Origin of the sequence: Paenibacillus sp. KACC 21273 (genome assembly GCF_028736095.1) — a bacterium.
GTDB lineage: Bacteria > Bacillota > Bacilli > Paenibacillales > Paenibacillaceae > Saccharibacillus > Saccharibacillus kyungheensis.
This window is the reverse complement of sequence record NZ_CP117876.1, coordinates 5,016,760-5,029,335: the sequence shown is the minus strand read 5'-3', so window position 1 is coordinate 5,029,335 and position 12,576 is coordinate 5,016,760. Positions and strand designations below refer to the sequence as shown.

Here is a 12,576-nt window from a genome sequence, read left to right as displayed (position 1 = left end):
GTACAACAGGCAGATTATATTATGCCTGTATGATATATAAAAAAGGGAGTATGACGAATGAAAAAAAACTCGGTATTTACCAAAATGATCACAATCGGTTCAGCAGTTATGGTCGCAGGATTATTAACATTTAGCAGTATTGCAAGTGCGCATGTTACGGTCAAACCTGCTCAGTCGATGCCTTCCGCCTGGGAAACGTATACGATCAAAGTACCTTCTGAAAAAGATTTGCCAACGACTAAAGTAACATTAAAAGTACCGGAAAACTTATCTTTCAAACAATATCAGCCTGTACCAGGTTGGAAAACAACAACTGAAAAAAATGATGCTGGTGAAATTACATCGATCACTTGGGAAGCAGAAAGTGGCGGGATTGAAGCAGGTCAATTTCAACAGTTCGTATTTGTAGGTGAAAATCCAGCTAAAGATGGCGAATTAGCATGGGATGCGTACCAATACTATAGCGATGGTAGCGTAGTTGAATGGACAGGCAAAGAAGGAAGCGAACTTCCTCATTCGATTACTACGATTACAGAAAATGCAGCTACAACAACACCTGCCGCTCCAACAACTGATGGACACGATACAGCAACAACCGAAGATACTGCTACAGCTACAGATGAAGCGACTGGAACAGATACTACAACAACGGAAAGCACACCAGCGACAGGTACAACAACAGATACTGCGGCTTCAAATGATATGAACACGATGCCGATGGAACAACCGGCTAGCAGTAATGGTCTACAAGTAACGACATTGATTATTTCGATTATTGCCTTAATATTAGGTGGAGTCGCTGTAATGAATTCACGCAAACGTAAATAAAAACGTACCATAAAAAGACATTTTATCATCTAAAGCCAAAAAGATTGAGAACTTAGCTGTCATTGTTCTTGATCTTTTTGGCTTTTTTTATGCAGAAAAACTCATTTTTATAAAAAAAATTAATATTTTTGTTAAAAAACCTTACATATCTATTGTATCCTGTGCATATTTTTTTTATACTGCATTAAACGAAAATGTCGTATTATGATCTTAAAATGGAGGGAATGCTAGTGAGTCAAACACCAGTACAATCGCCGTCAAGTCCAGGAAAAATATTTACATGGGTCGAGAAGATCGGTAATAAAATTCCTAATCCATTTTTACTGTTTGTGTATTTGATCATTATTTTGATGTTAGCGACAGCTATTTTGTCGTGGTTGCATGTGTCGGTAAAAGATCCGACGAATGGAGAATCGGTTGTTGTCAAAAACTTGCTTAGTGCAGAAGGCATTCAGTGGATTCTACCTAATATCATCAAAAATTTTAGCGGATTTACGCCTTTAGGTTCGATTCTGGCGCTGGTATTAGGAGCAGGATTAGCAGAAAAAGTAGGGCTGTTGCAAGCGTTAATGTTGAAAATGGCTTCTCGCGTCAGTGCCAAATATGCCAGTTATATGGTGTTGTTTATTGCCTTTTTCAGTCACATTTCTTCAGATGCAGCGTTAGTGATTATGCCTCCACTGGGAGCGCTGATGTTCCTAGCAGTAGGTCGTCATCCGATTGCAGGCTTGATGGCGGCTATAGCAGGCGTGGGTTCTGGATTTACAGCGAATTTACTGGTGGTGACGACAGATGTATTGCTATCTGGAATCAGTACAGAAGCCGCCAAAGCAGTGAACAGCACGATTAGTGTCAGTGTATTGGACAACTGGTTTTTTATGGCGACATCGGTTATTGTGCTGACGATTACAGGAGCAATCGTTACCGATAAATTTGTAGAGCCCCGATTGCCTAAATATCAAGGAACCGATCAAGACAAGATGGAAGCTTTGACGCCTATTCAAAATAAAGGTCTACTTGCAAGCGGTATAGTGGCAATTGTATTTATTGGTGTGATGTTATTATTGATTTTGCCTAGCAACGGTATTCTTCGAAATCCAGAAACAGGTTCGATTGTGCCTTCGCCATTTATGTCCGGTATTGTGCCAATTATTATTATTTTCTTTTTTGTGGTTGCTGTTACTTATGGGGTTGTAACCAAGCAGATTCGTAATCAAGGTGATATTCCACTGTTGTTGATTGATCCGATGAAAGGAATGGCTGGCTTTATTGTCATGGTCTTTCCACTATCTCAATTTGTGGCTTTCTTCAACTGGAGTAATATGGGGAAATTTATTGCTTTAGGATTAACTGATATATTAGAAAAAACAAATATGACAGGCATGCCTGCTTTTCTAGGATTGATGTTCTTGTCTGCTCTACTATGTATGTTTATCGCCAGTGGATCAGCGATCTGGTCGATTCTGGCACCTGTATTTGTGCCGATGTTTATGTTGCTCGGTTATCATCCAGCATTTGCGCAAATGATCTTCCGTATCGCTGATTCGTCAGTAATTCCTTTCGCTCCAATGTCACCATTCCTTCCATTGTTTTTAGGATTTTTACAGCGATATCAGAAAAATGCACGTTTAGGCACGTATTATTCACTTATTTTGCCGTATCCGATCGTTTTCCTGATCGTCTGGTCGTTGATGTTGATTGTGTGGTATATGTTAGGGCTTCCGATTGGCCCGGGTGTGTATCCGCGATTAGCTGATTCATAAACAAACGATTAGATCGATTACTATATGCTTCCAATATAAGATGCACATTTAACAAGGAGATGAACTTGCATGTTAAACATCATTGAATTACGCCGAGATTTGCATCAACATCCTGAATTGGGATTTACCGAATATCGTACAGCTTCGATTGTTGTACAGACTTTAAAATCGTTAGGTTATGATGTGATCTACGGGCAAGATGCGATTGATGGAGACAGTCGGCGCGGATTACCTAGCGACAAAGTACTGGAAGAATCGTATCAACGTGCACTAGAACATGGCGCTGATCCAGATATTGTAGGTAATATGCGTGGGGGATATACGGCGGTCGTCGGCACGTTAACAGGAAAGCGTTCAGGGCCGACACTGGCTTTTCGTTTTGATATGGATGCACTGCCTATTGTAGAAAGTAAAGACGATGATCATTTTCCACAACAACATACATTTGTCTCGCATTTTCCAGGGAATATGCATGCTTGCGCGCATGATGGTCATACAACGATCGGACTGGGTGTTGCAGAAGCGTTAAGCCAGCAAGAGTTCGCGGGAACGATCAAGTTGATTTTTCAGCCAGCCGAAGAAGGAGTACGCGGTGCTTATGCTATGGTCGAAAAAGGGATATTGGACGATGTGGATTATCTATTTTGCGCTCATCTGGGTTGTGAAGTGCCTACCGGTCAATTGCATGGAGGAACAACAGGCTATCTAGCAACGACCAAATTAGCGGCCCATTTTCATGGAGTAGCTTCGCATGCAGGAGCAACACCGGAAAAAGGACGGAATGCACTGCTTGGAGCGGCAACTGCTTTACTTAATATTCATAGTATTCCACGATACAGCACAGGAGATACACGAATCAATGTAGGGGTGTTGGAAGGCGGTACAGCAGCCAATATTATTTCTGAACATGCGCGTATGATTATCGAGACTCGCTCTGAATCCGAAGAGGTGAATAGTGAGCTTGAACAACGTGTGCGTACGATTATTGAACATAGCGCAGGCATGCATGGATTGGAGTATGACGTTGAAGTCATAGGTGGAGCCATACCGATTACTTGCGATGAAGATATGATACAGATTGCCCGAGAAGAAGCGGTCGGTATCGAAGGGGTGCATACAATTCCTGAAGAAAGTGCTTATTCTACCGGTAGTGAAGATGCCAGTTATATGTTGCGACGTGTGCAAGAGAATGGCGGTAAAGCGACTTATATGATTATAGGTGGCAGTAATCCTGCTCCGCATCATCATCCAAAGTTTGATATTGAAGAAGCGGCATTACCGATCGGAATCGAATGGTTCCGCCGAATCGCGATGCGTATTCTGCGTTAAAATCGTCCAAGCTTCTTTTGCCCATAGAACTTGATATAATAAGAAGTAACGTATATTCAAGTGTGAGGACAAAGGAGAAGATGATGACGTATCGATTCGGTATCGTGGGGCCACTCCCATCTGTAGAACGTATTTTAAATCTGACCCGGGATCTAGCGGACGATGTAGAATTTGTGGCGATGGTCTATAATCATCCACGAGAAATTCCACAAATCTTAGAACAGTATCGTTCCACAGTCAAAGGCTGGCTATTTTCAGGGCCTATTCCGTTATCAGTTGCAAGCCCTTTTTTGAAAGAACATGAATTAACAGCTTATTGTAAGCCTGCTGGTTCAGGATTATACAAAGCTTTATTACAAATGAATATGGATTATCATATTCGGGATCACCGCTATTCGGTCGATATTATTCGTTCAGAAGACTTGGATATGCACGAGTCTTTTGCTGAAGCAGGATTGCCGATCGACCAAGTGTATCTCAATATATTTGAAGGCTCGGATGAACCAGAGACATTGATTCAATTTCATATGGATAAATGGAAAAGCGGGCAAAGTGTAGCGGCATTAACCTGTATGCATTTTGTCTATGCTGCTCTGCAAGAACAAGGGGTTCCGGTGTATCGTTTGACGACAAGTTCGCAAGATATTCGGCAAGCCGCCAAGCTACTGATTCAGCAAGCGAGAAGTTCTTATTTTAAAGATACTCAGATTGGGATTCATATGATCGAAGCCGATCTACTTAATCACCGCTCGCTAACCGAATCTACTTCGTATGGATTGCAGTATGCTGAATTACGGATTAAAACCGTACTTTTGCAATTGTGTGAACATATGGATGGTGTGCTGGTGGACAAAGGAAATGGACGCTACCAGATATTTAGTACACGTGGAGCGATTGAACGTGAATTATCGCGACTGCATCATAGTATCGAGCAGATCGCTCTGGAAATTGAAGTGGAAGTTTCTGTAGGAATAGGATATGGAGACACAGCGTTAGCCGCGGAGAATCATGCGCTACGTGCTCTTCAGCAAAGTAAACAACAAGAATCGTCTTCACACATTATTATTGTGCAAGATAACGGTGTGATTCGTGAAGCGGTAGGGCAGATCGAAGAATGGAGTTATAGTTCTCGTTCTCTAGATCGAGCATTATTGTCTCAATTGAACGAAGCTAATATCAGTGTCAAAACGTACAAAAAAATCGAAGCACTGACACAGCGGATGAACTGGGATGGCTTCACAACCGCTCAACTTGCTCAACATTTGTCTATGACTGTGCGTAATGCCCAACGGATTATGAGTAGCCTTTGTCACATTCATCTTGCCGAGGTAGAAGGCGAGGAGCTACAAGCGCTACGAGGGAGACCACGCAAAATTTACCGTTTAACTCAAGTGCACGGTTCTGCTGAAGCATCACTTGAACAAACAAACCACAGTCTAGATTAAAGGGGGAGTCATGTTGGATAAGAAGCTTATTTCATTTAGTAACGGGATCAAATTATATTACATTATCGTAGCGGCTGTCTGGGTTTTTCTGATGATTCGCAAATCAAATCTGATGACACAAGGTGCGAGTACTGCTCAGCAACAATCGTTGTATGTAGCAGTAATAACAGTGGGGATTTTGGCTATCGTGCCTGCTCTGATTCTGGCATGGAGAGGATTGTATCGCTGGATAAGCAAAGCACCTGATGTGACTGTGCCTATGCGTCGGTTTCTTTTAATTATCAGTATTCCGATGTTGCTGGTGATCGGTTATATGGTGGAATTGATTCTTATTATGATTTTTGTAGGCTTAGGAGGATAATATTATGATCAATACCGATACGATTCATCGCTCTATTGATGATCGTCAACACAAATGGACAGCGATGAGTGATCAGATCTGGGAATATGCAGAGACTCGTTTTGAAGAAAAGCAATCTGCTGAATTGTTATGCCTTGCTCTAGAGAACGAAGGATTCCATGTGGAGCGTGGAAGTGGCGGTATTGAGACTGCATTTATAGCCAGTTATGGAAGTGGTCAACCTGTGATCGCTTTGTTAGGGGAATACGATGCATTATCCGGACTTAGTCAGCAATCAGGTAGTGCAACTGAACAAGCGATTGTGGCAGGTGGAAATGGTCATGGATGTGGTCATAATCTGCTTGGAACAGGTGCATTAGCGGCGGCGGTTGCTGTTAAAGATTATATGGAGCAACATGGATTAGCCGGAACGGTTCGTTATTACGGTTGTCCTGCGGAAGAAGGCGGCTCTGGCAAAACATTTATGGCGCGCGAAGGGTTATTTGACGATGTAGACAGTGCAGTCACATGGCATCCTATGGATTATCATAGTGTGATGTCGGTTCATACGCTGGCGAACTTTCAGATTTATTATAAATTTAAAGGCAAAAGCGCTCATGCCGCTGCAAGTCCGCATCTGGGAAGAAGTGCGCTTGATGCGGTAGAATTGATGAACATTGGTGTGAATTACTTGCGAGAACATATTATTCAAGAAGCTCGTATTCATTATGCAGTGACTCATACCGGTGGTTTATCACCTAATGTGGTACAAGCGAATGCAGAAGTGCTGTATCTGATTCGTGCGCCTCATGTACGAGAAGCCACTGATATTATGGAAAGAGTTCATGATATCGCTAAAGGTGCAGCACTGATGACAGGCACAGAAGTAGAGATTGTATTTGATAAAGCATGTTCAAATATTATTCCGAATACCACGTTAGAACAGGTTGTGTATGACCAATTTGCTCAATTTCCGATTCCTGAACATACTTCAGAAGAATTAGCATTGGCTACTGCGGTGCAAAATACATTAACAGCGCAAGAAAAAAAGGGCAGTCCACATCTACCTGCAACTCTTCAGGGTAAAGTGTTAGCAGATCATGTGAATCCATATCTGCATGGACTTATGTTATACGGATCAACCGATGTATCAGATGTAAGCTGGATTACGCCTACAGTGCAGTGTACAACCGCTTGCTTTGCGATTGGTACAATGCCTCATAGCTGGCAATGGGTTACGTTAGGAGCAACTTCTATTGCTCATAAAGGCATGCTCTATGCTAGTAAAATTATGGCGGCTACCGCTATCGAAATTATGCAAAATCCTCAATTGCGTCAAACTGCACAAGCAGAACTGAAAGAGCGATTGCAAGGCGAGACGTATATATGTCCGATTCCAGCAGATGTTGTTCCTTCTGCGACCAAATAAAATCAGTAAGATTCAAAAGCAAAAAGCTATCTATTTAGAGTGTATGTACTCCTGATAGATAGCTTTTTGCTTTATTTTCAACTATTGAATACTGTGCCTTTAGTTAAAACCTTATTGCAGAGATTCGACTTCAAACACAGGGATCGTGATATTGGATTCTAGATTGGCAGGAGCATCAGGAGCGTCTACTCCATAATCTGGTTCTTGTAATAGCCCTGTTTCGTCGGTTGATTCTGGTGTTCCATTTTCTTCGGTAGGTGTATTATTTTCACCTGTAGAATGGGTATCTCCAGCTCCTAATGTGTTAGTAAATGGTTCGAATTCACCTCGGAATACACCAGAGACAACGAAGGAACCTGTACTCCAGTTCAATTCTCCTCGAAGACGAATATATTGCTCTCCGACTAATGCAATCGCTCCTCGATCATCCGCATCAGTAGATACAATATTGACTTCAAATGACACAGGCTCATTAAGATAGCTTGTTAATGTACTTCCATCAATAGAAGTATATTCATTCTGTGTCTCGGTACGTGTGTACTCTCCATCTTCATTACGGGCATAGATAGCAGTCTGTCCTTTTTCTAAATCAGACGGATTTTGTACTTGTATCGTTTGATTGTCACCGATTGTATATCCATCAGCTTCGACAGAAAGCAACGCACGGAACTCACTAGGTTCAACCGCATAAAAAGAAAAAGTAGCTGTACGATCTGTAGTAGGTTCGGATTGAATTTCGATCACAGGTTGATCAGGTGTCCCTAATTGATTCACGATCGCTAGACTACGGATCTGAGACGCTTGTTGTGCAATTTCTCCAGACAGAATACTGGTATCACCATTAGCGGTCATTCTGCTAATATAGAGATGATTTTCAGCATCGGTTGCTAATGCATAGACATCTGCATTAAGTCCGTTAGTGCCTCCAACTACATGTTGATACGCAACTGAAGGATTAGAGCTTTGCAACACATACAGCGGATCACTGGAAGCCCATGCGACTTTTGTCTGTGCTATTAGATTCGTAGTATCTTGGACAGGTTGTAACGCTTGGTAAATATCGAGAGCTTGTTGATACTGACCTGCTGTCACCATATTATTGGCTTCACGAAGTAATGAATTAATCTCATTATTGATCGTGGTTGTCACAGGAGAAGAACTTAGATTGACTGTAGTGACCCACTGATTAAAGCTTTGAGCATGAGTGACAAAGTTATTAATCTGCTGATTTGCAATATCGGTGGCAAGAATCTTGTCTGCATTATTTTGCGCCGCTGTCAGTACCCAGGTTGCACTCCAATCATGTTGTTGATAACCATCCCATGTACTGCGTGCTTGTTCTAGAAAAGCAGTAAAATCACCGGCGGCTGCCAGACGTGTTAATTTGGTCTGATCATACGTTTTGAACAATGTATTCAGATAAGCTTGGCGTGTGCTTTTAACAGCTAGATACTTTTCCGGAATCTGCAATAGATTCCATTTATCCGATTCATCGGTGTAATTGCGCTTTTGTAGATTATTTTGTAGCCCTGCTTCGAACAATTCACGAAAAGCTTGAAAATCGGTCTTTAATTGATCATTGATCTTCGATTCATTTGTAATTTGCTTGTATTGAACTGTATATCTTTTGTCGGCTTGTTGTTGCTGACTGAGACGTTGTTGCCATAATTTATAAGCAGTAAGATACGCTTCAAATTGTTGGGTACTGGCGGCAGATTGAAGCTGTTGCTGACTGGAACTTACTGTCTGCTTCCAATCTGTAATCGGCAATAATTGCAATAAACGATTAGCAATATGTTCATTTTGGTACTGAATCGATGTGTTGGTATTCGCTTTTTGATAAAAGGTTTCGGCTTCTACCCATTGCTTCTGAGCATAATAGCGATCTGCTTCTTGCACAGCATGGATTTTTTGCGAAATTTGAACCCCTTTATAGACTGCTAGCACGGCTGCAATGACGCAAGCTACGATTAACAGATTACGTAATGCAAATAAACGAATAATACTCATGAGATCCCTATTCCAGGAATAGCAGGCTCAAAATCAGAATCGCCTTTGTACAATTCTTGACGAATAGTTTCCAAGTCTATTGCCATTGCACTGTCTTTTTGCGCAGGATCGCTGTTGATCATCCGGTACAATCGTAAAAAACGGTCTTTCGGTAAAAAGCGTGCGTAACGACGAACAAATCCCGGATACATCGTGACATAACGCTTCATTCGTACCGCTGCCGAAGTTACACTGACCAGAATATTCATTCCATTTTCTAATTTCAAAATCTGAGGTTCGTTGGCTATTACATAACGAATAGCTCGATCTTTCACCATTTCGCGTTTGATCTTGGCAATTTCACCGATATATTCGGCTAATAAAGGATCAAAATCTTGCACAATCAATGAATCTAGATCCAGATCCATATCACTACGCAATCGGAAATTTTGCAATAAAGACAATTGAGCCAGTCGTAGACGATCATTATGCACGACAACAGCTGCTTGACGTAACATATGATATCCTTCGACATCTTCACCACTACGTACAGCCGTTACAGCTGTTGATTGATCACGTACAGTGCCTTCATAGATCGTTTTACTATCTGTTTTGAATAAGCGTGCTAACTGCCGTAATGTTTCTTTAGATATCATACGGCGTTGAACCAAAACAAGAACCGCTATACATACTGCACCTGTGATCACAGAAATAACGATTTCAGTGACCTCTTTCGATACGACAACCGCTATAATAGTAAGAAGAAGAGCAAATAGAATCTCATTCATCATTTTGCGCTTAGCACGTAGACGGGCATGTTGTGTCACAGGAACAAGTGCTTGCTTGCCACAATCCGGACAAGCATCACCAGGTAAAATGGTGTAATTCTGACATTTCCGGCATATTCGTAAGTTATCGTATACACGCCGGGTGCGATGAAGCACCGGTAATTGAATCGATTTTTTGGTTGTTGTCATAGATTAAGATCACTCACTATACATCGTATTTATAAATAACTTCAGGAGTCTGCTAACAAGGAATTGGGTAAATCTGCGAATCTGTTAGCTTCTTTGGTTAATAGTAGATAGTAACTGCTTTTCTAATTCATCTTCTGTTGGGACACGTTTGCGTTTAAATGCGTACATAGACAATCTTAGGATAACAAAAAGAAACAAAACAGCGAGACATACGTATGCAAACATATGACATTCCTTTCTTAATCAGATTTATCGAGTCTAACTTTAATCTAAGGGAGGATCGGGATTACTTGTTGAATTATAAAGTGTTCAACAACCTCACTATACCTATATTTTAGCGCATAATCTATTACAGAATAGCGAAAATTAGGAGTGATATTCAACTTTTAGCCTATAGTCTAGTGGATTCCCCCGTCTTAAGGTGGGGAAGATATTTGTGAATATGCGTTATAATGGTATCCGGCTTGTTATGATAAATAGCGCATATGTGTTTGTGATTTATGATCTAAAATGGAGTAAAATGGATATACCGATAAGAATAGTATCAAATTTTTCACTTTATGATTTTTAAGGCATGTTAAGGTGAATTTAACCGGCGCTTAATGAAAATGTCGTAAGATGGTGTACGATAGCGCCATCTATCTATCCAGTGAAGGAGTAGACTTATGTCCCGAAGAAATACAAACTTTATGTATATCCTGCTAGCTTTGGTTCTGTGCCTGACACAGTTGCCTAGCACGATGTTCGCTGCTTCAGCGACAAATAGTACTAATAATTCGACTACACCGATTGATGCGGTCTTGGTACTGGATGCTAGTAATTCTATGAAATCCAGTGACCCGCAACAACTAGGTAGTGAAGCGATGAAATTATTTATAGATATGCTACCATCGCAAGGCGATCGAGTAGGAGTTGTATCGTATACAGACCGTATTGAACGTGAAAAGGCATTGACTGCTATTCAGTCTGCTGATGATAAAACACAGCTCAAGTCTTTTATCGATGGTCTAACACGAGGAGCGTATACGGATATCTCGGTAGGAATGAAAGAAGCCGTTAACATTTTGCAAGACAATGCACAGCAAGGGCATGAACCGATGATTGTATTGTTCGCTGATGGTAACAATCAGTTGAACAGTAATTCCGGACGCAGTAACAGTGATGCAGATAATGATCTGAATACAGCTGTAGCACAAGCCAAAAAAGACGGGTATCCTGTCTATACAATCGGGCTGAATGCAGACGGTAAGCTGAATCAAGAAGCATTGAAAAAGATTGCTGATGATACAGGTGGTAAATCTTTTGTAACAACTTCGGCGCAAGACTTGCCAGAGATTCTAAGTGAGATTTTTGCAGATCATCAAGAAGTGAATGTGGTACCTGTCGATTCGATAACAGGTAACGGACAATTTCAAGATGTGAAGATTCATATTCCGAATGCCAATGTAAAAGAAGCAAATATTTCTATTATGTCGTCAGAAGCGGTTGAAGTGAAATTAGTCGATCCGTCAGGCAATGCTGTAGCTGTACCATCAGACAAAGTCAGCATGTCTACTTCCAAAAGCTATTCGCTAGTTAAATTGTTATCTCCAGAGCAAGGAGATTGGACATTACAGGTTAAAGGTGTCGATCAAGACAAGATTGATATTAATCTGGTGTTTAACTATAACCTGGAATTAGCACTAGATCCTATCCCGACCAAAGCGTACAGTAAAGGCGATAAAATCGATATCGTTTCTTATTTAACAAGCGGCGGTCAGAAATTAACAGATAATTCGCAAGCAAGCAGTATGAAAGCTGTACTGAATGTGAAAGATATGGATACAGGAACAACCAGTCAAGTTCCGTTGACTACAGATGGTAGTGAATTTAAAGGTACATTTGAAGTGCCTGACAATCATGTCTATCAACTGGTTGCTCGTGCAGAAGAACAAAGCTTTTATCGTGAGACTGCTCCAGTAACGATTGATGCCAAAGGCGGTGTATCCGGTAGTGGCGAAAAAGCTGGATTAGGTCTAGTTACATGGATCATTATTGCAGTCGTTGCGCTACTAATACTTGCAGGATTGTGGTTCTTACTCGGCTTCTTGAAAAAAAGAAACCGCGGCTTTGTTGGACAAATGGTTATCGAGATTCGCGATGAAAATACCGGCGAACGCTCTTATCCACAATACAAAAAACTAACTACATTCCGTGGCAAATTTAATCTGCATCAACTGGTTCAACTTGCACCAGAACTGAAAGAAACCGAAAATATTATTTTCACACCAAGTAGTAACGACCGTATTATGATTCGTAACAACGCGGACAACGTAATTGAAAAATCTGCCCGTGCGATCGATGCTTCCAAAGGCTTTGAACTTAAAAGCGGCGACCGTATCACGATTAGCTTACGTCAGGTCGACAAAACAATTATGCTTGAATACCTAACATAATTCCTATACACAAACTATTCATATTACATCTGTATACTGAA

Annotated in this window: 9 protein-coding genes; 7 read left to right on the top strand and 2 right to left on the bottom strand. The window is 41.1% G+C overall.

The features are described 5' to 3' along the window. Positions 1 to 57 precede the first annotated feature (57 nt). The 6 genes from PQ460_RS22055 (at position 58) to PQ460_RS22030 (ending at position 7,134) form a co-directional block, all read left to right on the top strand. Entirely contained in the window at positions 58 to 828 is a 771-nt protein-coding gene (locus PQ460_RS22055) for a YcnI family copper-binding membrane protein (RefSeq protein ID WP_274171189.1), read from the top strand. Between the two features lie 230 nt (positions 829 to 1,058). Then, positions 1,059 to 2,591 carry a p-aminobenzoyl-glutamate transporter gene (abgT, locus tag PQ460_RS22050; protein WP_274171188.1) on the top strand — a complete coding sequence of 511 codons (1,533 nt, stop codon included), beginning with the start codon at positions 1,059 to 1,061 and terminating at the stop codon, positions 2,589 to 2,591. Positions 2,592 to 2,660: 69 nt separating this feature from the next. Then, positions 2,661 to 3,920 carry an amidohydrolase gene (locus PQ460_RS22045; RefSeq protein WP_274171187.1) on the top strand — a complete coding sequence of 420 codons (1,260 nt, stop codon included), beginning with the start codon at positions 2,661 to 2,663 and terminating at the stop codon, positions 3,918 to 3,920. A gap of 83 nt (positions 3,921 to 4,003) precedes the next feature. Beyond that, positions 4,004 to 5,365, top strand: a complete 1,362-nt coding sequence (locus PQ460_RS22040) for a helix-turn-helix domain-containing protein (RefSeq protein WP_274171186.1) — start codon at positions 4,004 to 4,006, stop codon at positions 5,363 to 5,365. Between the two features lie 13 nt (positions 5,366 to 5,378). Next, positions 5,379 to 5,726, top strand: a complete 348-nt coding sequence (locus PQ460_RS22035) for a hypothetical protein (protein WP_273614567.1) — start codon at positions 5,379 to 5,381, stop codon at positions 5,724 to 5,726. Between the two features lie 4 nt (positions 5,727 to 5,730). After that, positions 5,731 to 7,134 (top strand): M20 family metallopeptidase, encoded by a 1,404-nt coding sequence (locus tag PQ460_RS22030; RefSeq protein ID WP_274171185.1) that lies wholly within the window; start codon positions 5,731 to 5,733, stop codon positions 7,132 to 7,134. A 111-nt stretch (positions 7,135 to 7,245) separates the two neighbouring features. On the opposite strand, the gene PQ460_RS22025 is transcribed toward PQ460_RS22030, so the two are convergent. Both PQ460_RS22025 and PQ460_RS22020 read right to left on the bottom strand, forming a co-directional pair. Continuing rightward, positions 7,246 to 9,144, bottom strand: a complete 1,899-nt coding sequence (locus PQ460_RS22025) for a hypothetical protein (protein WP_274171184.1) — start codon at positions 9,142 to 9,144, stop codon at positions 7,246 to 7,248. Further along, entirely contained in the window at positions 9,141 to 10,100 is a 960-nt protein-coding gene (locus PQ460_RS22020; RefSeq protein WP_274171183.1) for a hypothetical protein, read from the bottom strand. Before PQ460_RS22020 ends, PQ460_RS22025 begins: the two co-directional genes overlap by 4 nt. A gap of 665 nt (positions 10,101 to 10,765) precedes the next feature. On the opposite strand from PQ460_RS22020, the gene PQ460_RS22015 reads away from it, so the two are divergent. Beyond that, positions 10,766 to 12,535, top strand: a complete 1,770-nt coding sequence (locus PQ460_RS22015) for a vWA domain-containing protein (RefSeq protein ID WP_274171182.1) — start codon at positions 10,766 to 10,768, stop codon at positions 12,533 to 12,535. Positions 12,536 to 12,576 lie beyond the last annotated feature (41 nt).

Coding starts and splice junctions, on each gene's coding strand:
- PQ460_RS22055 (WP_274171189.1), top strand. CDS start 58: ATGAAAAAAAACTCGGTATTTACCAAAATGATCACAATCGGTTCAGCA.
- PQ460_RS22045 (WP_274171187.1), top strand. CDS start 2,661: ATGTTAAACATCATTGAATTACGCCGAGATTTGCATCAACATCCTGAA.
- PQ460_RS22040 (WP_274171186.1), top strand. CDS start 4,004: ATGACGTATCGATTCGGTATCGTGGGGCCACTCCCATCTGTAGAACGT.
- PQ460_RS22030 (WP_274171185.1), top strand. CDS start 5,731: ATGATCAATACCGATACGATTCATCGCTCTATTGATGATCGTCAACAC.
- PQ460_RS22025 (WP_274171184.1), bottom strand. CDS start 9,144: ATGAGTATTATTCGTTTATTTGCATTACGTAATCTGTTAATCGTAGCT.
- PQ460_RS22020 (WP_274171183.1), bottom strand. CDS start 10,100: ATGACAACAACCAAAAAATCGATTCAATTACCGGTGCTTCATCGCACC.
- PQ460_RS22015 (WP_274171182.1), top strand. CDS start 10,766: ATGTCCCGAAGAAATACAAACTTTATGTATATCCTGCTAGCTTTGGTT.